Origin of the sequence: Oceanihabitans sp. 2_MG-2023, from assembly GCF_030547245.1 — a bacterium.
Taxonomy (GTDB): domain Bacteria; phylum Bacteroidota; class Bacteroidia; order Flavobacteriales; family Flavobacteriaceae; genus Oceanihabitans.
Genome location: NZ_JAUOQT010000001.1, coordinates 782515 through 806092 on the forward strand (window position 1 = coordinate 782515; position 23578 = coordinate 806092).

Sequence of the window (23578 nt, forward strand, 5' to 3'; positions counted from 1 at the left end):
AAATTTAATATGGCAAAAAAGCAAGCAAAAAAACAAACAGAAACACAAGATTTTTCCAAATACGTACGTTTATTTTGGAAACTTTTTTTAGGTGGTTTCTTAGCATTAATCCTATTGTTTTTGTTAGCATCTTGGGGAGTTTTTGGAGCACTTCCAGATCATACTATTTTAGAAAATCCTAAAACTAATTTAGCTACAGAAATTATTTCTTCAGATGGTAAAACACTTGGGAAATTTTATTTTAATGATAATAGAACTCCAGTGAGTTATGATGAATTGCCTCAACATTTAGTAGATGCTTTAGTCGCAACCGAAGATGCTCGTTTTCATGAACACTCAGGAGTAGATGCAAGAGGTACATTAAGGGCTGTTGTTAAACTTGGAAGAGGAGGAGGAGCGAGTACCATTTCGCAACAATTAGCAAAACAATTATTTCATGGTGAAGGTTCTAAAAACACTTTCGGAAGAATAGCACAAAAAGCAAAAGAGTGGATTATCGCTACCAAGCTAGAAAGACAGTATACCAAAGAAGAGATTATTGCGCAATACTTTAATATCTATGATTTTGGTAACAATGGCGATGGCATTCGTTCTGCTTCTAGAATTTACTTTGGTAAAGAACCAATGGAATTAGATATAAAAGAATCTGCTATGCTGGTTGGTATGTTTAAGAACTCCTCTTTATACAATCCAAGACCAGAACGAAATCCAATAGGTGTAAAAAATAGACGTAATGTTGTTTTAGCACAGATGGAAAAATATGGTTATATAGACGAAACAGTCAAAGATTCCCTTCAAAAATTAGAATTAGGTTTGCGCTATTCACCAGAATCACATCGTGAAGGTACAGCAACTTATTTTAGAGAATACCTTCGTGCTTTTATGAAGGATTGGACCAAAGATAAAGCAAATAGAAAACCAGATGGCACAAAATACAATATTAATAGTGATGGACTAAAAGTGTATACTACCATTGATTCTAGAATGCAATTGTATGCAGAAGAAGCTGTAAATAGACACATGCCAAGATTGCAAGCAGAGTTTTTTCATCAAAATACACCAAAAAGAAACCCAACTGCTCCATTTCTAGATCTTACAAAAGGAGGAATAGATTCATTAATGCAACGAGCAATGAGTAGAGGTGAGCGTTGGAGAATATTAAAAAAAGCAGGTAAATCAGAAAAAGAAATAAGAGAATCTTTTTACAAGCCAAGAAAAATGACTGTTTTTCAATGGAAAGATGGTCAGGTTTCAGAAGTAGATACTATTATGAAGCCTATTGATTCTATGCGCTATTATAAATCATTCTTACATACAGGAATGATGTCTATGAATCCACAAACTGGACATGTAAAAGCTTGGGTTGGAGGTATTAGTTATAAGCATTTTCAGTATGATCATGTAAATCAAGGGAAGCGTCAAGTAGGTTCTACATTTAAACCTTTTGTATATGCAACAGCTATAGATCAATTACATCTTTCGCCATGCGATGAGTTACCAAATACGCAAATTACTATCGAAGCGAACAAGTATGGAAACCCAGAATCTTGGACACCAGGAAACGATAATAATGAATACGGAGGAACGCGAACTTTAAAAAATGCATTAGCAAATTCTATAAATACAATTACTGCACGTTTAATGGATAAAGTTGGCCCGCAACCCGTTGTAGACTTAGCAAAAAAATTAGGAATAGAATCTGAAATTCTTGCAGTTCCTTCTATTGCTCTAGGTACACCAGATGTTAGTGTTTATGAAATGGTTGGTGCGTATTCTGCATTTGCAAACCAGGGAGTGTATACTAAACCAGTAATGGTAACACATATTGAAGATAAAAACGGAACCATATTATATCAATTTACACCAGAGTCTAGAGATGTTTTAAGTGAAGAAGCAGCTTATGTTACTGTAAACCTTATGGAAGGTGTAACCCAATATGGATCTGGAGGAAGATTAAGAGGTAAAGGTAGAGATAAATGGCGTGCAGATTATAGAGAAGTTATAACAGGCTATCCTTACGAGTTTACAAACCCTATAGCTGGAAAAACAGGAACCACACAAAATCAAAGTGATGGTTGGTTTATGGGTATGGTTCCAAATCTTGTAACAGGAGTATGGGTTGGTGCAGAAGATAGAGCAGCACATTTTGCATCGATAACTTATGGGCAAGGAGCAGCTATGGCATTACCAATTTGGGGAATGTATATGAATAGTTGTTATGAAAATGAAGAACTGGGTATTTCTAAAAGCGAATTTACAAAACCAGCAAATTTATCTATTGAGGTGGATTGTGATAATTACAAACAAGAGCAAGGTTCCGATTCTGATACTCCAGATGAAGATGTACCTGAAGAATTGGACTTCTAATAAATTAAATTCCTGCGAAGGCAGGATTCTCATAATGTATTCGTGAAATTTTAAAACAAACAACTCCTTCCTTAAAATCAGGAAAGGAGTTGTTTGTTTTCTTGTCATTCTGAGGATAGTCTAAGAGTCTTACATGATTTCAAAGCCATTCAGAAAAGAATGGCTTTTTTAATTAAAAAATCGATATGAAAAAAACAGGTATTTATATATCCTATTTTTTCTGTTGAGGTCCTATTAATGAAGGGTTCACTTCTAATATTATTATTTTATAGAATATTTTCTATTAAAATTCGGTGAGCTTCTCTGCTTATTTCCCCCTCATCGAACTGTCTTTGTATTGTATAACATCAGGGAAATCTAAAAACTCTAAAAAGAAGTACTATGAGTTTGTAGAATCCTTTGTATCTAATCATAGTAAATTAGGACTCACTTTAAATATTTTAATAAATAACAAAGGAGAAGTTCTTTATGCTTCAACATATAATGAAAGCAAAGAAGAAAGAATTAATAGATTAAATCAAATAATTAGTAACAACAAGGAGTAATAATCAAACGCTTTAATAGTCACACGTAAATTCAAAGCCATTCTTTTTAGAATGGTTTTTTTATTTTGTATTTTTAGTTCAGAAAAATGACGTAAAAATGATTAATAAAAAAGTGGCTTCTGTACAAGAAGCATTGCAAGGTGTGAAAGACAATATGACTTTCATGTTAGGTGGATTCGGACTTTCTGGTATTGCCGAAAATGCAATAGCAGAATTAGTGAAATTGAATATAAAAGGACTCACCTGTATTTCTAATAATGCAGGAGTAGATGACTTTGGTTTGGGTTTATTATTGCATCAAAAGCAAATCAAAAAAATGGTTTCTTCGTATGTTGGTGAAAATGCAGAATTTGAACGTCAAATGCTTTCGGGTGAATTAGATGTAGAGCTTATACCACAAGGTACTTTAGCAGAACGTTGTCGAGCTGCACAAGCTGGTTTTCCTGCAATTTATACACCAGCAGGATATGGTACAGAAGTAGCCGAAGGAAAAGAAACCAGAGAATTTGATGGTAAAATGTATGTGCTAGAACATGCTTTTAAAGCAGATTTTGCTTTTGTTAAAGCTTGGAAAGGCGATGCAGCAGGAAATCTTATTTTTAAAGGAACGGCTAGAAATTTCAATCCAAATATGTGTGGCGCAGCCAAAATCACCGTTGCTGAGGTAGAAGAATTGGTTCCTGTAGGGACTTTAGATCCTAATCAAATTCATATTCCAGGAATATTTGTGCAACGCATTTTTCAAGGTGCCAAATATGAAAAAAGAATAGAACAACGTACAGTAAGACAAAGAGGTTAAAATTATGTTAGATAAAAACGGAATAGCAAAACGAATTGCAAAAGAAGTACAAGATGGTTACTACGTAAACCTTGGTATTGGTATACCTACTTTAGTAGCAAATTACGTTAGAGAAGATATAGAAGTAGAATTTCAAAGTGAAAATGGTGTGCTAGGAATGGGGCCATTTCCTTTTGAAGGAGAAGAAGATGCAGATATAATTAATGCTGGAAAGCAAACTATTACAACGCTTCCTGGAGCTAGTTTTTTTGACTCTGCAATGAGCTTTTCTATGATTAGAGGTAAACATGTAGATCTTACTATTCTTGGTGCTATGGAGGTTGCTGCAAATGGCGATATTGCCAATTGGAAAATTCCTGGTAAAATGGTGAAAGGAATGGGAGGAGCAATGGATCTAGTAGCAAGTGCAGAAAATATTATTGTTGCCATGATGCATACCAATAGAGCAGGAGCATCTAAGCTGCTTAAAAAGTGTAGTTTACCATTAACAGGAGTTGGATGTGTCAAGAAAATTGTAACCAACCTTGCTGTTTTAGAAGTCACTAAAGATGGTTTTAAATTATTAGAAAGAGCACCTGGAGTTTCTGTAGAGGATATTAAAAATGCTACAGAAGGGAATTTAATTATAGAAGGTGAAATACCAGAAATGGATATTTAATTCATAGTTTTAAGATGAAAATAAAATCTTTAGAAGGAAAGTTCTATACCTATAAATATAAAGAAGAACGAGATTCTAAAACAATACCAGATCGTTTTGTTAGAAATACTACCATTGCATTAGATTATTTAGTGAAAAATAGTACGCTCACTATTACATTTAAAGATGATGATACACTAAAGCGTGTTGATATTATAGATGTTTTAGTCGCAGATACTACTAATAATATTTTTATAGTTCCAGGAAATAGAAACGCATATAATCATAAATTGAACGCCATTATGTTTTATGATACACATGGAGCTGTGTTTAGAAAAAATCATAAAAAGAAATGGTTTAGAAGAAACAAAGGCTACAATTCTCCTTTAGCCTTGCTTAGTCATGAACTTATTCATTGTTATAACGAACTTTATGAAACAGAAGATTACTTGGCTCGAAAAAAAGACCATTCTTCTAGAGGTGAAAAAATAGATCATGATGGTAATGATTTGTCTTTTCCAAATGCAGAAGAAGTGTTTGTTATTAAAATGACTAACCAAGTTGCAAAAAGATTAGGGGAAGATAAACGCTCTAATTATGGTAGAAATTATTATCCTACAGAAGATGTTCTAAGTACTAAAAAGAAGCGTAAAGGACTACGAAAAGTGTTCAAACGTTAAAATTTAATGTATTTCATCGAATAATTATGCTTTTAAACTGATTATTCTGAATATATGTTTCATATTTGTAATCCCCAAATGTACCAAATATAATAACCCAAGTCTACCATAGACTTAACCTTAAATTATGAATTATGAATACCGATTTATTTTTTTTAAAACTTTTTAAAAAAGTAAGGAGTACATTCAAATTTATAGCAAGTTTATTATATTTAACAAAAAAAGTATTCATGCTATAATCCTTTTGGTATAGCATGAATTAACTTTTTTGTATATTCTTTTTTAGGATTATTATAGATAACATCTGCATCATCTAATTCTTCAATTTTGCCAGCATTCATTACTAATAATTGATCTGCCATATATTTTACAACAGCCAAATCGTGTGAAATGAATATATAAGTAAAGCCAAAGTCTTTTTTTAACTCATTTAACAGATTTAATACTTGTGCTTGTACCGAAATATCTAAAGCCGAAACAGATTCATCACAAATAATTAATTTTGGCTGTAATGCAATAGTCCTTGCAATACCTATACGCTGTCTTTGTCCTCCAGAAAAAGCATGAGGATATCTATTAAAAGATGCTGCATCTAAACCAACTCTATTTAATATTTCTAAAACTTTTTCTTTTCTTTCTGCATCCGAATGAAAGAGATTGTGTACTCGCATTGGTTCTAAAATAGCATTCCCAACGGTTAATCTTGGATTTAACGATGCATAAGGGTCTTGAAAAATAATTTGAATATCTTTTCTAAGCACTCGCATTTCTTGAGTAGATATTTTAGTAATATCGACACCTTTATATAAAATACTTCCAGCTGTAGCTTTATCTAATTGCAAAATGGCTTTACCAAGTGTAGATTTACCACAACCAGATTCTCCAACTAATCCCAGGGTTTCTCCTTCGTATAATTTAAAACTAACATTATTTACCGCTTTAAATCCTTCAGGTTTATTTAACCAACCTGAAGAACTAAAGTATTCTTTTTCTAGATTAATTACTTCTAATAATGGTGCTTTACTGTATATTAATTCGTGTTGCTTTTTTCTGTCTTCACTGGTTATAATTTCTGAAGAAATAGTACCATTTAGATAATCTTTAATAGTAGCTAGTGTTTTAAACCTTGTATGTAATGATGGTCTTGAGTTAATTAGTGCTTTGGTATAAGTATCGTCTGGATTTTTAAAAATTTTATCTATACTACCTTGTTCAACAATATTTCCTTGATACATTACTAAAACGCGATGTGCAATTTCAGATATTAATGACAAATCATGTGTTATAAAAATAATACTCATCTTGGTTTTAGCTTGCAACTCTTTTAAAAGTAGAATAATATCTTTTTGTACTGTTACATCTAAAGCGGTTGTAGGTTCGTCTGCTATTAAAATCTCCGGTTCGCAAGCAATTGCCATAGCAATCATTACACGTTGCATCTGTCCGCCAGATATTTCATGAGGATATTTTTGGTACGTTGTTTCTGGAATAGGAAGTTTTACTTGTTCAAATAAAGATAATACCTTTGTTTTTGCTTCCGTTTTATTAAGCTCGGTATGTTGCAAGATAATTTCTAAAACCTGTTTTCCGCAAGTCATCGAAGGGTTTAAAGAACTCATAGGTTCCTGAAAAATAATAGATATTTTTTTCCCTCGTAACCGCTGTGATTTCTTAGCGCTCAATTTTGTTAAATCTATGTCTTTATATAAAATACTTCCGCTAGTAATTTTCGATATGTTTTTCGGTAATAAACCTAATATAGCCAATGTAGAAACAGATTTTCCAGATCCAGATTCTCCAACAATGCCTAGTATTTCATTTTCATTTAAGTGATAAGAAATGTTGTGAATAATTTCTTTTTCTTCCTTTTTGTTAAAGAAAGAAATAGATAGGTTTTTAATAGATAATATTTTGCTTTTTAACATCTTTAAAAATAGCTTTTTTAGGCTTAAAAATTATGGAAAAACCGTAAAAATCAACCTGTTTTTTTATTAAAAGATGCATTTTGTCGAAAAAACAAAAATTTATTATAATTTTAGTTAATAAATTATAAATTCATCAAAATATTAACTAAAATTATATAATAACATGAAAAAAACAATTACAATATTATGTTTCTTAATGGTGTTTTCCGTTTTTGCTCAAGAGCGAAATTGTTCCTCTATGGAAAACTTAGAATATAGGATGCAGCAAGATCCAGGTTTGGAACAAAGGATGCAAGAAATTGAATCGTATACCCAAAATGCAATTGCTCAAATGCAAACGAATAGAATAGTTGGTGATATAATTACTATTCCGGTAGTGGTTCATGTTATTTATAGTAACTCCAATGAAAACATTAGTGACGCTCAAATTCTGTCGCAAATACAAGTGTTAAATGATGATTTTAGAAGATTAAACTCGGATGCAAACAATACTTGGTCACAAGCAGCAGATACACAAATTGAATTTTGTATGGCTGCAACAGATCCTAATGGAAATGCAACCAATGGTATAACTAGAAAATCTTCTTCAACTACAGCTTGGGGAACCAATGATGCTATGAAGAAATCTTCACAAGGTGGAGTAGATCCATGGGACACCTCTCAATACCTAAATATGTGGGTTTGTAATATTGGTAGTAGTCTTCTTGGTTATGCGCAATTTCCAGGAGGAAGTGCTGCAACAGACGGTGTTGTAATGGGACCAAATTATTTTGGGTCTTCAGATTTAGGTTCAGGGTTTTACTTATCGGCTCCTTTTGATAAAGGTAGAACAACAACACATGAGGTAGGACACTTTTTAAACCTTCGCCATATTTGGGGTGATGGTGGTTGTTCTGTAGATGATTTTGTAAGTGATACGCCAACATCTGATGCGGCAAATTATGGTTGTGCTACAGGTCATGTATCTTGTAGTTCTACAGATATGGTTGAAAACTATATGGATTATAGTGATGACTCTTGTATGAATTTATTTACCCAAGGACAAAAATCTAGAATGCGTACCGTTTTACTATCTGGAGGAAGTAGAGCTTCTCTTGGAGCATCCACGAAATGTGATGGAGGAGGCGGAACAACACCAACGTGTACTGATGGTATTCAAAATGGAGACGAAACTGGTGTAGATTGTGGTGGTTCTTCTTGTACGCCATGTCAAACGGCATGTAATGATAATGAGGTAAATATTTCAATAACATTTGATAACTACCCTGAAGAAACGGCTTGGACACTTACTAACGCAAGTGGTACAACTGTTGCTTCTGGATCATATTCTTCTGCAAATGCAGATGGATCTACAGTTAATGAAAGTTATTGCTTGCCTGATGGTTGTTATGATTTTGTAATTACAGATGCTTATGGAGATGGTATTTGCTGTTCTTATGGTAATGGTTCTTATAGCGTAACCAGTGGTTCTACTGCTTTAGCTTCTGGTGGCTCGTTTACTAGCTCAGATACTACGAACTTCTGTTTAGGTGGCGTTGTAGCAGATACTGAAAAACCAGTGATTACTTTAACAGGTAGTGCAACGATTAACTTAACTGTTGGTGATACGTATACAGAACAAGGAGCAACAGCTACAGATAATATTGATGGTAACTTAACTTCTAGTATTGTTATTTCTGGTACCGTAAATACTAGTTCTGCAGGTACATACACAAGAACGTACAACGTTAGTGATGCTGCTGGTAATGCTGCAGATCCAGTGTCTAGAACGATAGTGGTAAGCCCTGCAAGTACTTCAGGATGCTCTGGTGCTATTTCTTCTTTCCCTTATAGTGAAGGTTTTGAGTCTGGATTTGGAGCTTGGTCACAAGGTAGTGGCGATGACTTTAACTGGGCAACGCGCTCTGGTTCTACACCTTCAAGTAATACAGGGCCTTCTAGTGCAGCAGCAGGATCTCAATATATTTATATGGAGTCTTCTTCGCCTAACTATTCTACTAAAAGAGCTATTTTAGTTTCTCCTTGTTTCGATTTAACAGGTCAAAATGATGCAACATTAAGTTTTGAATATCATATGTATGGGTCTTCATCTATGGGAAGTTTAAGTGTAGCTATTAGTACAGATAACGGATCTTCTTGGTCTACACTTTGGTCCAGATCAGGAAATCAAGGTAATTCTTGGCAAGATGCTAGTATCGATTTATCTTCATATGCAGGAAGTTCTGTGCAGTTACGTTTAGATGGTACAACTGGTACTACTTGGCAAGGTGATATGGCTGTAGATGCTATTTCACTTGCAAACGGAGCAACCTCTACAGATAAGTGTGATGGTGTTTCCGAGTATGTTTCAGGACAATCTTACGCTGTAGGAGATCAAGTTACCTATTTTGGAACTTTATATGAAAGAACAAACTCTGGTTGGACAAACTTAGGAGCGTGTGGAACTGCAAGAACAGAAGCTCAAGGGTTTGTAGCACACTTAGGTTATGAAATATCCATTTACCCTAACCCTGTAAAAGGAAACATGTTATATGTAAAGTCTACTATAGAAAACCTACCATTTACTGTTGTTAATATGTTAGGACAACAAGTAGCAAAAGGCATATCTACTAATGGCGTAAATGTTAGTAATTTAGAGTCTGGAATCTACTTGATTCAATTTAATGTAAACGATACTTTAGAAACACGTAAATTTATTAAGCAATAAATTTTTATAATACTAAACTTTGATTTATTGTCAAGCCCAGAGTGAAAACTCTGGGCTTTTTTTATTCTTTTAAGAAAATGTTGTTTTGTTTTTTGGCAAATTTTTTTGAAGAAAAAAAAACAGGCTCTCGGCAGTCGCTCTCTGCGAGGAGCTCCAACAAAGCCTCCATCCTTTTTGCGATACTAAATATGAATAATCTCGTTATCATGAAGTAAATCATCACCTCGAAGCCTTAAAAATATTTGTGCTACAGCAATAGTATCCTTTTCACAATAAACAATAATTCGGTCTATTTCTTTTTCTTGATAATATACTTTGTATACTTCGCTGCCATCTATATCATCTTTTGGTGATGGTATTCCTAAAACATTGGTAAGTAATTTTAAAGAAGTGTAATTTTTATAGTCACCAAATTTCCATAGCTCTAAAGTGTCAAGATGCGGTACTTCCCAAGGTTTTTTCCCAAACAAATTCAATTTATATGGCAATTCAATATTATGAATAATCATACGTCTTGCTATATACGGAAAGTCAAATTCTTTACCATTATGTGCACAAAGCAAATGTTTGGTTTGATTGAAATGGGAAAGTAATAGGTTTTTAAAATCTTTTAAAAGTTTGGGCTCTTCGCCATAAAAAGAAGTAACTCTAAAAGTTCTGGTATCGTTTTGAATAGCAAAATAACCAACCGAAATACATATTATTTTACCAAACTCTGCCCAAATTCCTGCACGATCATAAAATGCTTCAGCAGTAAATGCTTCTTTTCTTTGGTAACGTGATTTTGCCTCCCAAAGTTCTTGTTTGGTTGTATCAAGATCTGAAAACTTTTCCGTTTCCGGAACCGTTTCTATATCTAAAAACAATATGTCCTCCAAGTTCAGTTTGCTAATCATATTCTTTTCCGCGAAAGCGAAAGCTATTTAGTTATTCATCATCTTATAAGCTTCTTCAATATATAATGAAATATCATCTGTAAATACACCAACTCCTGCGTCAGGTGATTTTTGATGTCCTAATCGCACAATAATTATATTATCTTCTGGTTGTACAATTACGTATTGTCCTAGATGTCCACGCATCATGAAAAAGTCTTTACCTTTTTGGTTTTTTAACCATAAGCCATAGCCGTATTCTGGACTTTCAGGGAAACGAGGTTTTAAAGATTTGGCTACAAAAGCGGAATCTAATACTTGTTTTCCATTCCATTTTCCATGGTCTTTATATAGTTTTCCAAAACGAGCAAAATCCTTTGCATTACTAGCAATACAACAGTATGCTTTTACTAAGTCATGTGCTTCACTGTCTACTTGCCAAAGTGTTTCGTTTTCGCTACCTAATGGTTTCCAGAAGCTTTCGGTAAGGTAATTATATAGTTTTTTACCTGTTGCTTTTTCTATAACCATAGCTAGCATTTGGGTGTCACCACTTGCATATTTAAAAGCTTTTCCTGGTTCAGTAACTACTTTTAATCCGTTCATAACCTTTGCTAAATCATCATCAAAATAAGCACGAGTGGTAATAGATAAAGGCGAGTAATACGCTTCATCCCAATTGGTTCCAGATGCCATGCTACTTAAGTCACCAATAGTCATTTTTGCTGCTTCTCCATCGCAAAATGCAGGTAAGAAGTCGCAAACAGGTTGCTCTAAACTTTTAATATAACCGTCCATAATTGCTTTCCCCATAAGACCAGACACATAACTTTTGGCCATTGAAAAAGAGTTTGTTTTTGAGTCTTTGTTGTAACCATCATAATAGTTTTCAAACCAAACACTATCGTTTTTAATAATTACATATGCTATTGTTCCCCAATCTTTGTTTGCTTTTTGTAAGGCTTCTGTTTCTGTTATAGAATTGTAGTTTTTATGATTTGGCCAAGGTTGTGGTGTGCCATTTTCTATCTTTTGGTTATCAAACTTTTTATAGTCGTCTAGAAAAGCTGTCGTGTAGCCTTGCATGTAAATAGTACGAACAGCTTTTATTAAGTAATCTGTATCGGTAATATAGAGTACAGCAATTAGTAAAGCAAAAAGAGCAATAAGTATTTTGATTCGTTTTTTTATAAATTTCATAAGGTAATATAATTAATAAATATAGAATATTTTCTCTAATTAAAAAAATTAAATTTGTTTTAAAATAGGCTTTCCTGTTTGTAAGGACTTTCATGCTCTAGTAGCCATTGTTTTCTGTGTAAACCTCCAGCATAACCAGTTAAACTACCGTTACTACCAATAACACGATGGCATGGTACAACAATCCATAACGGATTTTTACCATTAGCATTAGCTACAGCTCGAATAGCTTTTACATCTCCAAGCTTTTGAGATAATTTAAGGTAGGATGTCGTTTTACCAAAAGGGATGGTAAGCAGTTCTTGCCAAACTCTTTTTTGAAAATCGGTGCCTTGGGCATTTATTTTAAAATTGAATTGTTTGCGCTCTCGTTTAAAATATTCTTGAAGTTGTGTAACACAATCTTCCAATTCTAGAGGAAGGATATCACTAATTTTTTCTTCAGAATTTAAAACTATTATGGATGCAATACCATCTTTATCTCCAGTTATTTTAGTGTAACCTAATGGGGTTTTGATGATGCATTCTTCCATGGTTATTCTGGAGTGTTTTCGTCTATAATCCCTAATTTTTTTGCACGGGATTCCCAGCTTTTCCTTGCTAAATGTTGTAAATCACTAACGTTATCACTTTCGTCCATAATTTCCATTCCAAGAAGTGTTTCTATAACATCTTCCATCGTTACAATTCCGCTAACGCTTCCATATTCATCTACAACTAAAGCCATATGGTTTCTAGTCTCTACTAGTTTTTCAAATAAAGTTGGAATAGCCAAATCGCGATTTACAATAATAATATCTCTTTTAAGTTCGGAAAGTTTTTTACTTCCATTTCCTAAAGCCATTTCTTTAAAGATTTCGTCTTTTAAAACCAGTCCTTTAATATTATCTTCAGTATCGGAATATACAGGTATTCTAGAGAAACGAAGATTCATGTTTTTGTTAAAGAAATCTTCAACGGTTGTTTTTTCGTTTTCCGATTTCATGACGGTTCTAGGAGTCATTACATTTTTTGCAAATACTTCTTTAAAAGTCAATAAGTTTTTAATGATTTTACTTTCGTTGCCTTCAAAAACACCTTCTTCATGAGCCATATCTGCCATTACTAAAAAGCCTTCTCGACTTAAAACACTTCCATGGCCTTTACCTCCAATTAGTTTGGTGGTAAGTTGCATTAGCCAAAGCAATCCCGTCCATTTTAAAGGAAAAATTAAAATATTAAGTGCAGTAGTGGTAAAACCTGCTAGACTTTTCCAGTAGGTTGCACCAATGGTTTTTGGTATAATTTCTGAAGCAACTAATATTAAAATAGTCATTACCGCAGATACTATAAATACACCATAACCGCCTTCACTTCCGTAAAGCCCTTCTGCTTCTTTACCTACCAAAATGGCACCAACTGTGTGTGCTATAGTATTTAGAGTTAGAATCGCAATTAAAGGTCTGTCTACATCTTTTTTAAGTTCTTCTAAATTTTCTGCAAATGTTTTGCCTTCTTGCTTTTTAACATTAATAAATGTTGGTGTTACACTTAAAAGCACGGCTTCAAGTATAGAGCATAAAAAAGAGAAAAATATAGAAATAACGCCGTAAAATATTAGTAATCCCATGAATGATTTTTAATTTATTAAATGCGAATTTACGATAATAATTTAACAACATCCTTTGCAAAGTAACTTGCAATGATATCTGCGCCAGCACGTTTAATAGCTGTAATTTGTTCTAGCATCACGGCATCATGATCTAGCCAGCCTTTCTCTGAGGCAGCTTTTAGCATGGCGTATTCTCCAGAAACTTGATATACTGCAACTGGAACATCCACTTCATTTTTAATTTCACGTACAATATCTAAGTAGCATAAGCCTGGTTTTACCATTACAATATCTGCGCCTTCATCAATATCCATTTCAGTTTCACGAAGGGCTTCAAAACGATTGGCATAATCCATTTGATAGGTTTTTTTGTCTTTTGGAATATCTTGTACATCTACAGGTGCAGAGTCTAAAGCATCTCGAAAAGGACCATAAAAAGCAGAGGCATATTTTGCCGAATAGCTCATGATTCCTGTATCTGTAAATTCATTGTCTTCTAAAGCTTCACGAATGGCTAAAATACGACCATCCATCATATCACTTGGTGCTACAATATCTGCTCCAGCTTCTGCATGCGATACACTCATATCTGCTAAAATATCTACAGTAGCATCATTCGTTACTTTTCCATTTTCAATAATACCATCATGGCCATAAATGGAATATGGATCTAGAGCAACATCGGTCATTACTAGCATTTCTGGACAAGCATTTTTAACCGTTTTTATTGCACGTTGCATTAAGCCTTCTGGGTTTATTGCTTCTGTACCTTTATTGTCTTTTAAACTATCGGGTACTTTTACAAATAGTAACACCGATTTTAAGCCTAGTTTCCAAAGTTCTTTTACTTCTGCTTGTAGTAAATCTAAACTGTAACGATAGTAGTTAGGCATGGATGCAATTTCTTCTTTTACCCCTTTTCCTTCCACTACAAATAATGGCACTAAGAAGTCGTTTGGTGAAATAATGGTTTCTCTTACCAAGCTTCTAATAGCTTCGTTGGTTCTTAATCTTCTATTTCTTCTAATTGGATACATATGTTTTAATTTTTGGCATAACCTAAGTAATACCATTTGTTTTTTTCTTTTATAAAAGCTGATTTTTCATGAATAACTTCTACGTTTCCGTTTTCATAAAAATACGCATTAAATATTACTGTACCCTCGGTATCGTCTAGTAATCCTTTAATGGTTTCTTGAATTTCTAGTTTTATCCATTCTACCGATTTTGCCCATGTAACAATGGCTTTTTTTTCGGCAGTAGGTCTTGTAGATACATGATGGCTTTGCATTAAATAATCACCATTAGCCAATACAAAAGCACTGTATCTAGAGCGCATTAATTGTTCTGCTGTTTCTGTTTTTCCTTGGTTTAGATGAAAAACTTCACAGCATGCTTGGTAGGTTTTATTATTTCCGCAGTAACATTTCATATTACACCCAATCTTTCGGGTTTTGTAATACTTCGATTAATCGTTCTTCTTCACTTCCTGCTTCTGGATGATGGTCATAAACCCATTGTACATGTGGCGGAAGGCTCATTAAAATACTTTCAATTCTTCCGTTTGTTTTTAGGCCAAAAAGGGTTCCTTTATCATGTACTAAATTGAATTCTACATAACGACCACGACGAATTTCTTGCCAATCGCGTTGCTCTTTCGTGTATTTTAAATCTTTTCTTTTTTCTACAATAGGAAGATAAGCTTCTAGGAAACTATCTCCAACTTTGGTTACAAAATCATACCAGTTTTGCATGCTCATTTCTTCTGATGCTTTGCAATAATCGAAGAATAAACCGCCAATACCACGACCTTCATTTCTATGAGTATTGTAAAAATATTCGTCGCAACGTGCTTTGTACTTTGCGTAAAATTCTGGGTTGTGTTTATCGCAGGCCGTTTTACAGGTTTGGTGAAAGTGAGTCGCATCTGCATCAAACAAGTAATATGGTGTTAGGTCTTGTCCGCCACCAAACCATTGGTCTACTATATTTCCTGCTTTATTATACATTTCAAAATAACGCCAATTAGCGTGTACTGTTGGTACCATTGGGTTTTTAGGGTGTAATACTAAACTTAAACCGCAAGCAAAAAAATCGGCATCTTCTACACCAAAATATTTTTGCATAGAGTCTGGAAGTTTTCCATGCACACCAGAAATATTAACACCTCCTTTTTCAAAAACATTTCCGTTTTCAATAACACGTGTTCTTCCGCCACCACCTTCAGGGCGTTTCCAAATATCTTCTTGAAAGGTTGCTTTGCCATCTACTTTTTCTAGACCAGCTGTAATAGTATCTTGTAATTGATGTATGTATTTGAAAAATGTATCTTTCATTTTATACCATTGATTTGTTACAATATGTTGCCTTTTCAAAATCTCTTATATTTATTGCTATAAAAGGAATCTCTGGAAACATGGTTTTTAATTGGGCTACTATACCTTTGGAAAGCTTCGCTTTTTGATTTGTAGTTCTGCCTTCCATGATGTTTGCAAAAACATGAATAAAAGGTGCTTCTTTTCCGCCAACCAAATAGTTTTCTTTAAAAGGATTTAATCGAACTTTAATATCTGCTTCATCAAACAGCATGCTGTTATTTGCAGTTTCATGTACTTTAGACAAAACAGATTTAGCATCTATTTTATTGAGAACATCTTCGGAGCAATCGATAACAAAATGTGGCATAATTTAATTTTTATATAATTCGTATAGCTCCATATCTAAAGGGTTTTCACCAATTGGAGTAAATTCGTTTTTCAAGGTTTTTATCCATTTAAAACTATTGTTTTCTGCTACTCTTACACTTGGAGTGTTGTTTTTATGCACAATAATTTGAAGCGTTTTTAAATTTAAAGTATCAAAAGCATATGCGGATAAGTACTTGACTGCTTTAGAGGTTAAGCCTTTGCCTTCAAAATTGTAATCAATACAATAGGCAAATTCTCCTTGTTGTTTTTTGTAATCTATTTCTTTAATATAAATTATTCCTGCTAATACTCTAGTTTCGGTTTGTTTTAATGTGAACAGAAATTCTTCTTTATTTTCAAACTGTTTTATTTTTTTGTCGACAAACAATTGGGATAAAGTAGGTGTAAGGTTTTGTTTTAATGTTTTGGGAAAATAGCGTTGTAAACGATCTTGATTAGCAACTATAAAATCACAGATTTTCCATGCATCTCCATTATGGATTGGATTAATTTCAAAACCATCAAATTGCATTTTCATTAGATTGCATTTTTGTTTTCAGATTCTTCTTTTAATAGGTTTACTGTGCTTATAGAAGCAGCAGTAACACTAAGAGGTAGTACTAAAATAACACCAATAATTGGTATTAATAAAAAGAGCATAAACAAAATGCCGTTACCTGTTGCAACACCTCTATTTTTTCTTATGAATTGAATACTTTCTCGATATTTAAAATGTCTCTCTAACGTATAATCCATATTACCAAAGCCAGCATAATAGGCTTGCATTAAAAATAATAATACGGTTGAAAATATATTGACTATTGGAATAAATTTAAGGATTAATAAAGGAATAGTAAATAAAAGTTCTTTTCCCAAATTTCTAATATTGATGCGTATACCTCTCCATAATTGTTCTTGAAAGGAAGTGTCTCTGTGCGAATGGCTTTCTATACCTGTTAGATGTGTTTCAATTTTTTCGGAAACAGGGCTCATAAATGGCGCAGAAAGTGCCATAATAATATGTTTATATAGAATTAAACCTATTGCTAAAACGGCAATACCACCTATAAAAGTGGAAATGGAAGTGAAGGTTTCTTTTCCCCATTCCCAAAACCATATTTTAGCTATAAAACTACCAACATTATCGGATAATCCATACGCAGAAAAACCAATAATAGATGCAGTAACTAAACTAATAATGATTGGAATGAAAAAGAATTTCCAAAGCTTTAGTTTGGATATTAATGCGAAACTATTTGCGTATGCTTTTAAGCCTTTTAGTATGTTTTTAACCATAGTTTTATTTTGAAACTAAGCCTTGCGTTAGCGATTGCAGCATTTGTTGAAGCTCTTTTAGTTGCTATAAAAGCAACTAAAAAGCGACTGCGGAAAGCGCGACCTACTTTTTTACACCTATAAGTAGTAATTAAAAACGAATTGTTACTTAAAAAAGTAGGTAACGCCCAAATTATTTTACGCTTTATATTCTTTTACTGCGTCTATAAATGCCTTTGCATTTTCTAATGGTATGTTTGGTAAAATACCATGACCTAGGTTTACAATGTATTTATCTTTTCCGAAATCGTTTATCATTTGGGTAACCATTTTTTTGATTTCTGCTGGAGGTGAAAATAATCTTGTAGGATCAAAATTACCTTGAAGCGTGATGTTTCCACCGGTTAAATACCTTGCATTTCTTGCAGAGCATGTCCAGTCAATTCCTAAAGCAGAAGCGCCAGATTTAGCCATTTCACCAAGCGCAAACCAGCATCCTTTACCAAAGGCAATTACAGGAGCATCGTCTTTTAAAGCATCAATGATTTGTTGTATATATTGCCAAGAGAATTCTTGATAATCTACAGGAGAAAGCATGCCTCCCCAAGAATCAAAAACCTGAACAGCGTTTACACCTGCTTTTACTTTTTCTTTTAAGTATGCAATGGTGGTGTCTGTAATTTTTTGTAATAATCCATGCGCAGCAACAGGGTTTGTAAAACAAAATTCTTTTGCTTTATCAAAGTTTTTAGAGCCTTGGCCTTGAACGCAATAACAAAGTATGGTCCATGGAGAACCTGCAAAACCAATTAATGGAACTTCGTCATTAAGTTTTTCTTTGGTTGCTTTTATAGCTTGATATACATAATCTAAAGCTTCTGTTACGTCAGGAACAATAACGTTATCAACGTCTTTTTGAGAGCGAATAGGATTTGGTAAATATGGACCAAAGTTTGGTTTCATTTGTACCTCAATATTCATCGCTTGCGGAATGACTAAGATGTCTGAAAATAAAATAGCAGCATCCATGCCATAACGACGAATTGGTTGCACGGTAATTTCACTTGCTAATTCAGGAGTTTGACAACGTGTAAAAAAATCGTATTTGGCCTTTATTTCCATAAATTCTGGAAGATAGCGTCCTGCTTGACGCATCATCCAAACTGGTGGACGTTCTACGGTTTCTCCTTTTAATGCTCTTAAAAATAAATCGTTTTTCAACATAGTTAATCGTTGTTGGTTAGAAGTTTATAGTTGTAAAAGGTTAGGGAATCAACAACTAATAACTTGTAACACTTATATATAATGTTCGTTTACTAATTGTATAACACTTTCTACTGTTGGTACTTTTGCAATACGAATGTCTTTAAAGTGTTTTTTTGCTTCTTTGGCAGTGGTTTCTCCAATACAAAAAGCAATCATATTATCTTTTACATTGTTTTCTTGTTTGAAACTCTGTACTGTAGATGGACTATAAAACAGAATCGCTTCAACAGTGTCTTCAAGTTTTACAGCGTCTAGTTTGGTTTGGTAGGCTTCTATTTCATTAACAGTAATGTTGTTTTCTGTTAAAATAGTTGGTATAGCATCTAGTCTTAAGTCGCTACAAAAATAAGTCACTTCTGTACCTTCTATATAGTCTACTAGATAAGTGGCTAATTTGGTTGCATTTGGTTCTGTGTGTTTCACTTTACCAATACGCTTTTCTATTAAACGTTTTGTTCTTCTACCTACGCAGTAAATATTTTCAAATTGTAATTCTACCGCGGAGAAATTTTGAAGTAAAGCTTCTACCGCATTTTGACTTGTAATTACTACATTTTTAATAGGGTTTCTAACTACTTGCGGTTTTAGTCTATTGCTATTAATTTTTACAAAATCAGAGCTTGCTACACCAAGGTTGTCATTTACCAATAAACGTTGGTCTTCGGTAAGTGCTTTTGTAGAATACACTTTAGTAGGTTTGTTAGATTCTTTAATAGCATCCATCAAGCGTTTTCCGCCTTTTTCTATTACATAGTCTGCACACCATTGGGCAATGTCATGATGTTCTCCAACAGGTTTTACACGTTGTACCGTTATTTTTTTACTTCCATTAGGACTTAATAAAACACCATCGAAATGTATTTCCTCCTCTTTTATATAGCATAAAGCACCAATTGGAGCGGTGCACCCACCTTCTAAACGATTTAAAAACTCACGTTCAATTTGTGTGCAAGTTTGTGTTTCTTCATCGTTAATTTCTTTTAAAATAGCTCTAGTTTCTTCATCTTCTTCTAAAGCGGCAACCATAATTGCTCCTTGAGCTGCTGCTGGAATCATCCATTCTAAATTGACAGCAGTTTCTGGACGTAAACCTAAGCGTCCAATTCCTGCGGCAGCAAAAATAGCTGCATCAAAATGTTCGGTTTCGTCTAATTTTTGCAATCGCGTATTAACATTTCCACGAATATCTTCTATAGTATGTGTAGGATAGCGATTTAACCATTGTGCTTTTCTACGTAAACTGCTGGTTGCAATTACTGCGTCTCTAGCGCCTAAAAATTCTTCTGTTGTTTTGTAGACTAAGGTGTCACGTACATTACCACGTTTTAAAACAGCAGCTTGAATAATACCTTTAGGTAATAATGTTGGTACATCTTTTAGAGAGTGCACAGCAATATCAATATCACCATTAAGCATAGCAATGTCTAGCGTTTTTGTGAAAATTCCTGTAATTCCTAGTTCGTAAAGTGGTTTGTTTAGTTGTAAGTCTCCAGTAGATTTTACAGGAACTAAAATTGTTTTATAACCAAGATGTTCTAATTGGCTTTTTACGATGTTGGCTTGGTATAATGCAAGTTCGCTGTCGCGAGTACCAATTCTAATAGTTTTAGACATTTTTTGTAGCTGTTTCTAGTTGAAACACTTTTTTTATGAGTTCTAGACTTTCGTCTGTAGAGATTGCATCATCTTTTAGGTGGTGTGCAAAATGATTTGTTATTTTTTGAATAATTTTATTACCAATAATTTCCGCTTGTTCTTCGTTAAAATTTACCATTTTTTTACGTTGCGTATCTAATTCGGCATTTTTAAAATCTTGTAACTTATGCTTTAAAGCTTTAATGGTAGGAGCAAATTTTCTGGTTTCTAGCCAGGCATTAAATTCGGCTTTCACCTCTTCAATAATTTGTTCTGCAAACGGAATATGTTCTTTACGTTTTTCTAATGTATCATCTGTTATTTTAGACAAATGATCTAAATGAACTAAAGTAACATTTTCGAGTTCGTTTACGTTTTCGTTTACGTTTTTCGGAATAGATAAATCTAAAATTAAAAGCGGTTTTTTGTTTTGCACAATATGTTTGTCTACTGTTGGCATTTGAGCTCCAGTAGCAACTATTAATATATCTGAAGTATGAATTTCTTCTTGTAAATTGCTGTAATCTTTAACAACGAGATTAAATTTTCCAGCAATCGCTTCGGCTTTATCTTTGGTCCTATTAATTAATGTGATTTGTTCATTTTGAGAATGCTTCACTAAATTTTCACAGGTGTTTCTTCCTATTTTTCCTGTTCCGAAGAGTAGGATGTTTTTTTGTGAAACGTTTTCTACTTCATTTAAAATATATTGTACAGAAGCAAAAGAAACAGAAGTCGCTCCTGTGGAAATATTCGTTTCGGTTTTAATACGTTTACTAGATTGAATAACTGCATTTATTAAACGCTCGGAAAAGTGATTTAATAAACCTTCTTTTTTAGATTGTGATGCAGCGTGTTTTAACTGACCGATGATTTCGAAATCTCCTAAAATCTGACTATCTAATCCAGAACCAACACGAAACATATGTGAAATAGCATCTTTATTTTTAAAAACGAATGCTACTTTTTGAAATTCTTCGACAGTACCTTTAGTGTTATCACAAAGTAATTTTATAAGTTGAAAAGGGTGTTGTGCAAACCCGTAGATTTCTGTTCTGTTACAAGTAGAAGTAACAATAAGGCTTTCAATACCTTCTTGTTTTGCTTGTTCTAGTAAGTTTGTTTTAGATTCTGAGTCTAAACTAAAGTGCCCACGAATTTCGGCGTCCGCTTTTTTATAGCTTAAACCAATTGCGTAAAATGAATTGCCTTTAGAAATATTGTACTGCTCCATTACCTGATTTGGATATTACCAGACAAAAATAGAACGGTTATGTCTATAAAAGTAACGCTAAAAGAACTTTTAGTGTCGTTTGTGGTTTTTTAGCACTTTTTTTAAATAATATATGATAAATGTCATACTTTTGCAGTCATAGCAATGCTTTTTAGCGCAATTGTTTAGAACAATTCTAAATAAGATTTTAAAAATGAAAGAGAATACAACTTTAAAAAATGTCGCTAAAGGTACTTTTAATGAAACGAAAGTAGAAGATGGTTTTTTTGTGTTAACTTATCAAAATGAAAACCAGGCAGTTGAAACCTTAGCTCGTGAAATAGATAGTAGTTTCATTCAGTTTCATTTTTGTATTAAAGGATCTGGTGCGTTCTTATTTAATAATGGAAGTTATACATTAAGTATAGATGACGAAACATCTTTGCTTTTATATAATCCGCAACGAGATTTACCAATTCATTTAAAAGTAAATACAAATACTTGGCTGGTTACGCTTTTAATTTCCATTAAAAAATTTCACGGATTATTTAGTCAAGAGGCAGATTATATCACGTTTTTAAGTGATGATAATAAAGATAAAAAGTATTATAAAGATGGAAAAATTTCTCCATCTATGTCAATTGCTTTAAACCAATTGATACATTATAATTTAAATCAATCTATTAAGAACCTCTATTTTAAAGGAAAAGCTTATGAGCTTTTAAGCTTGTATTTTAATAGAAATGAAGATGCAGATATTGAGCAATGTCCTTTTTTAGTTGATGAAACTAACGTAATAAAAATAAGAAAAGCAAAAGATATTATTATCTCTAGAATGGCAGAGCCACCAAGTTTGCAAGAGTTGGCAGATGAAATTGAATTAAGTTTAAAGAAACTTAAAGAAGGCTTTAAACAAATTTATGGCGATTCTGTTTTTAGTTTTTTATTAGATTACAAAATGGAAGTCGCTAGAAAATTATTAGAATCAGGAGATCATAATGTAAATGAAGTTGGGCATAAAGTTGGTTACAGTACATCTAGCCATTTTATTGCCGCTTTTAAAAAGAAATATGGTACTACTCCAAAAAAATATATACAATCTATAACTTAAATATTTCCGCTTTGCGGAAAACACTATATAAATGAGTAAAGGAATATTATTAGTAAATCTAGGTTCGCCAGAAAGCCCAGAACCTAAAGATGTTAAAAGGTATTTAGGGGAGTTTTTAATGGACGAAAGAGTTATTGACCTGCCAGTTTTGGCTAGAACAGCGTTGGTGAAAGGTATTATTTTAAATACAAGACCAAAAGCATCTGCAGCTGCATATAAAAAAATATGGTGGGAAGAAGGTTCTCCTCTTATTGTTCTTTCGGAAAGGCTTCAAAAGAAAGTACAAAAAAAGACAGAAATGCCTGTTGCATTAGCCATGCGTTATGGAACTATGACCATTAAAAAAGGGATTCAAGAATTGATAGATAAAGGCGTAGACGAAGTTTTACTTTTTCCGTTATATCCTCAATTTGCAATGGCAACTACTGAAACGATTACGGTTTTAGCAGAAAAATTGCAACGAAAATTTTTTCCGAATATAAAAATTGAATCTGTTCCAGCTTTTTATAATAAACCGGATTATATTGAAGTATTATCGAATAATATTGCAGGACATTTAGAAGGTAAAAACTATGACCATGTATTGTTTTCTTATCATGGAGTTCCAGAAAGACATATTAGAAAAAGTGATGTAACAAAATCCCATTGTAAAATCGATGGAAGCTGTTGTGCAACACCAAGTAAGGCGCATGAGTTTTGCTATAGGCATCAGTGTCTGGAGGTTACCAGATTGGTTGCCGAAAAATTACAATTTAAAAAAGGGGTTTTTTCTACATCGTTTCAATCTAGATTAGGATTTGATCCTTGGTTACAGCCATATACCGATAGAACTATAGAGCGTTTAGGGAAAGAAGGCGTACAAAATATGGCTATTATTACACCAGCTTTTGTAAGTGATTGTTTAGAAACTTTAGAAGAGATAGCTATGGAAGGTCAGGAGATTTTTCATGAAATGGGAGGGAAAGAATTTACAACTGTTCCTTGTTTAAATGATGATGATGCTTGGGTTGCATTACTTGCTAAATGGATGAATAATTGGTCTGAAAACGGTTCTTTATCGTAATA

The 23578-nt window shown here is 33.3% G+C and carries 22 protein-coding genes; 8 read left to right on the top strand and 14 right to left on the bottom strand.

Annotated features, from left to right (window positions below):
- Positions 1-9: 9 nt before the first annotated feature.
- From Q4512_RS03390 to Q4512_RS03410, 5 genes are all read left to right on the top strand, one after another.
- Positions 10-2367, top strand: coding sequence for a penicillin-binding protein 1A (locus tag Q4512_RS03390; RefSeq protein WP_303421603.1), 2358 nt, complete (start codon positions 10-12; stop codon positions 2365-2367).
- 332 nt (positions 2368-2699) lie between these two features.
- The gene (locus tag Q4512_RS03395; protein WP_303421605.1) at positions 2700-2912 is read left to right on the top strand and encodes a hypothetical protein; all 213 of its coding nucleotides are present in this window, start codon (positions 2700-2702) and stop codon (positions 2910-2912) included.
- Between the two features lie 97 nt (positions 2913-3009).
- Positions 3010-3711 carry a CoA transferase subunit A gene (locus Q4512_RS03400; protein ID WP_303421607.1) on the top strand — a complete coding sequence of 234 codons (702 nt, stop codon included), beginning with the start codon at positions 3010-3012 and terminating at the stop codon, positions 3709-3711.
- A gap of 4 nt (positions 3712-3715) precedes the next feature.
- Positions 3716-4369, top strand: a complete 654-nt coding sequence (locus Q4512_RS03405; RefSeq protein ID WP_303421608.1) for a CoA transferase subunit B — start codon at positions 3716-3718, stop codon at positions 4367-4369.
- Between the two features lie 14 nt (positions 4370-4383).
- On the top strand, positions 4384-5028 hold the full coding sequence (locus Q4512_RS03410) for a hypothetical protein (protein ID WP_303421609.1): 645 nt from the start codon (positions 4384-4386) through the stop codon (positions 5026-5028).
- 233 nt (positions 5029-5261) lie between these two features.
- Here the strand turns inward: Q4512_RS03410 and Q4512_RS03415 are convergent, their stop codons facing one another.
- Positions 5262-6953 carry an ABC transporter ATP-binding protein gene (locus Q4512_RS03415; RefSeq protein ID WP_303421611.1) on the bottom strand — a complete coding sequence of 564 codons (1692 nt, stop codon included), beginning with the start codon at positions 6951-6953 and terminating at the stop codon, positions 5262-5264.
- 163 nt (positions 6954-7116) lie between these two features.
- Here Q4512_RS03415 and Q4512_RS03420 point away from each other — a divergent pair, with 163 nt between their 5' ends.
- The gene (locus tag Q4512_RS03420; protein WP_303421613.1) at positions 7117-9660 is read left to right on the top strand and encodes an immunoglobulin-like domain-containing protein; all 2544 of its coding nucleotides are present in this window, start codon (positions 7117-7119) and stop codon (positions 9658-9660) included.
- 182 nt (positions 9661-9842) lie between these two features.
- On the opposite strand, the gene Q4512_RS03425 is transcribed toward Q4512_RS03420, so the two are convergent.
- The 13 genes from Q4512_RS03425 to hemA all read right to left on the bottom strand — a co-directional run bounded on the left by Q4512_RS03425 (position 9843) and on the right by hemA (position 21423).
- A complete protein-coding gene (locus Q4512_RS03425; RefSeq protein WP_303421614.1) occupies positions 9843-10556 on the bottom strand; it encodes a 3'-5' exonuclease in 714 nt (237 codons plus the stop codon).
- A 27-nt stretch (positions 10557-10583) separates the two neighbouring features.
- Positions 10584-11735, bottom strand: coding sequence for a serine hydrolase (locus tag Q4512_RS03430; RefSeq protein ID WP_303421616.1), 1152 nt, complete (start codon positions 11733-11735; stop codon positions 10584-10586).
- Between the two features lie 59 nt (positions 11736-11794).
- Positions 11795-12268, bottom strand: a complete 474-nt coding sequence (locus tag Q4512_RS03435) for a methylated-DNA--[protein]-cysteine S-methyltransferase (protein WP_303421618.1) — start codon at positions 12266-12268, stop codon at positions 11795-11797.
- A gap of 2 nt (positions 12269-12270) precedes the next feature.
- A complete protein-coding gene (locus tag Q4512_RS03440) occupies positions 12271-13344 on the bottom strand; it encodes a CNNM domain-containing protein (protein WP_303421620.1) in 1074 nt (357 codons plus the stop codon).
- A 29-nt stretch (positions 13345-13373) separates the two neighbouring features.
- Positions 13374-14363 (bottom strand): porphobilinogen synthase, encoded by a 990-nt coding sequence (gene hemB / locus Q4512_RS03445; protein ID WP_303421622.1) that lies wholly within the window; start codon positions 14361-14363, stop codon positions 13374-13376.
- Between the two features lie 5 nt (positions 14364-14368).
- Complete coding sequence (locus tag Q4512_RS03450; RefSeq protein ID WP_303421624.1) at positions 14369-14758, bottom strand: YchJ family protein; 390 nt, start codon at positions 14756-14758, stop codon at positions 14369-14371.
- A gap of 1 nt (position 14759) precedes the next feature.
- Positions 14760-15662 carry an oxygen-dependent coproporphyrinogen oxidase gene (gene hemF / locus Q4512_RS03455; RefSeq protein WP_303421626.1) on the bottom strand — a complete coding sequence of 301 codons (903 nt, stop codon included), beginning with the start codon at positions 15660-15662 and terminating at the stop codon, positions 14760-14762.
- 1 nt (position 15663) lies between these two features.
- A complete protein-coding gene (locus tag Q4512_RS03460) occupies positions 15664-16011 on the bottom strand; it encodes a 5-carboxymethyl-2-hydroxymuconate Delta-isomerase (RefSeq protein ID WP_303421628.1) in 348 nt (115 codons plus the stop codon).
- A 3-nt stretch (positions 16012-16014) separates the two neighbouring features.
- A complete protein-coding gene (locus Q4512_RS03465) occupies positions 16015-16551 on the bottom strand; it encodes a GNAT family N-acetyltransferase (RefSeq protein ID WP_303421630.1) in 537 nt (178 codons plus the stop codon).
- Positions 16551-17309 carry an EI24 domain-containing protein gene (locus Q4512_RS03470; RefSeq protein WP_303421632.1) on the bottom strand — a complete coding sequence of 253 codons (759 nt, stop codon included), beginning with the start codon at positions 17307-17309 and terminating at the stop codon, positions 16551-16553. Before Q4512_RS03470 ends, Q4512_RS03465 begins: the two co-directional genes overlap by 1 nt.
- Before the next feature lie 177 nt (positions 17310-17486).
- A complete protein-coding gene (gene hemE, locus Q4512_RS03475) occupies positions 17487-18512 on the bottom strand; it encodes a uroporphyrinogen decarboxylase (protein ID WP_303421633.1) in 1026 nt (341 codons plus the stop codon).
- A gap of 72 nt (positions 18513-18584) precedes the next feature.
- Entirely contained in the window at positions 18585-20168 is a 1584-nt protein-coding gene (gene hemC, locus Q4512_RS03480; RefSeq protein ID WP_303421635.1) for a hydroxymethylbilane synthase, read from the bottom strand.
- Entirely contained in the window at positions 20161-21423 is a 1263-nt protein-coding gene (hemA, locus tag Q4512_RS03485) for a glutamyl-tRNA reductase (RefSeq protein WP_303421637.1), read from the bottom strand. Before hemA ends, hemC begins: the two co-directional genes overlap by 8 nt.
- A 193-nt stretch (positions 21424-21616) precedes the next feature.
- On the opposite strand from hemA, the gene Q4512_RS03490 reads away from it, so the two are divergent.
- The gene (locus Q4512_RS03490) at positions 21617-22513 is read left to right on the top strand and encodes a helix-turn-helix transcriptional regulator (protein WP_303421639.1); all 897 of its coding nucleotides are present in this window, start codon (positions 21617-21619) and stop codon (positions 22511-22513) included.
- Positions 22514-22544: 31 nt separating this feature from the next.
- Positions 22545-23576 carry a ferrochelatase gene (hemH, locus tag Q4512_RS03495; protein ID WP_303421642.1) on the top strand — a complete coding sequence of 344 codons (1032 nt, stop codon included), beginning with the start codon at positions 22545-22547 and terminating at the stop codon, positions 23574-23576.
- The last annotated feature ends 2 nt before the right edge of the window (positions 23577-23578 follow it).

Coding starts and splice junctions, on each gene's coding strand:
- Q4512_RS03390 (WP_303421603.1), top strand. CDS start 10: ATGGCAAAAAAGCAAGCAAAAAAACAAACAGAAACACAAGATTTTTCC.
- Q4512_RS03400 (WP_303421607.1), top strand. CDS start 3,010: ATGATTAATAAAAAAGTGGCTTCTGTACAAGAAGCATTGCAAGGTGTG.
- Q4512_RS03405 (WP_303421608.1), top strand. CDS start 3,716: ATGTTAGATAAAAACGGAATAGCAAAACGAATTGCAAAAGAAGTACAA.
- Q4512_RS03410 (WP_303421609.1), top strand. CDS start 4,384: ATGAAAATAAAATCTTTAGAAGGAAAGTTCTATACCTATAAATATAAA.
- Q4512_RS03415 (WP_303421611.1), bottom strand. CDS start 6,953: ATGTTAAAAAGCAAAATATTATCTATTAAAAACCTATCTATTTCTTTC.
- Q4512_RS03420 (WP_303421613.1), top strand. CDS start 7,117: ATGAAAAAAACAATTACAATATTATGTTTCTTAATGGTGTTTTCCGTT.
- Q4512_RS03425 (WP_303421614.1), bottom strand. CDS start 10,556: ATGATTAGCAAACTGAACTTGGAGGACATATTGTTTTTAGATATAGAA.
- Q4512_RS03430 (WP_303421616.1), bottom strand. CDS start 11,735: ATGAAATTTATAAAAAAACGAATCAAAATACTTATTGCTCTTTTTGCT.
- Q4512_RS03435 (WP_303421618.1), bottom strand. CDS start 12,268: ATGGAAGAATGCATCATCAAAACCCCATTAGGTTACACTAAAATAACT.
- Q4512_RS03440 (WP_303421620.1), bottom strand. CDS start 13,344: ATGGGATTACTAATATTTTACGGCGTTATTTCTATATTTTTCTCTTTT.
- hemB (WP_303421622.1), bottom strand. CDS start 14,363: ATGTATCCAATTAGAAGAAATAGAAGATTAAGAACCAACGAAGCTATT.
- Q4512_RS03450 (WP_303421624.1), bottom strand. CDS start 14,758: ATGAAATGTTACTGCGGAAATAATAAAACCTACCAAGCATGCTGTGAA.
- hemF (WP_303421626.1), bottom strand. CDS start 15,662: ATGAAAGATACATTTTTCAAATACATACATCAATTACAAGATACTATT.
- Q4512_RS03460 (WP_303421628.1), bottom strand. CDS start 16,011: ATGCCACATTTTGTTATCGATTGCTCCGAAGATGTTCTCAATAAAATA.
- Q4512_RS03465 (WP_303421630.1), bottom strand. CDS start 16,551: ATGAAAATGCAATTTGATGGTTTTGAAATTAATCCAATCCATAATGGA.
- Q4512_RS03470 (WP_303421632.1), bottom strand. CDS start 17,309: ATGGTTAAAAACATACTAAAAGGCTTAAAAGCATACGCAAATAGTTTC.
- hemE (WP_303421633.1), bottom strand. CDS start 18,512: ATGTTGAAAAACGATTTATTTTTAAGAGCATTAAAAGGAGAAACCGTA.
- hemC (WP_303421635.1), bottom strand. CDS start 20,168: ATGTCTAAAACTATTAGAATTGGTACTCGCGACAGCGAACTTGCATTA.
- hemA (WP_303421637.1), bottom strand. CDS start 21,423: ATGGAGCAGTACAATATTTCTAAAGGCAATTCATTTTACGCAATTGGT.
- Q4512_RS03490 (WP_303421639.1), top strand. CDS start 21,617: ATGAAAGAGAATACAACTTTAAAAAATGTCGCTAAAGGTACTTTTAAT.
- hemH (WP_303421642.1), top strand. CDS start 22,545: ATGAGTAAAGGAATATTATTAGTAAATCTAGGTTCGCCAGAAAGCCCA.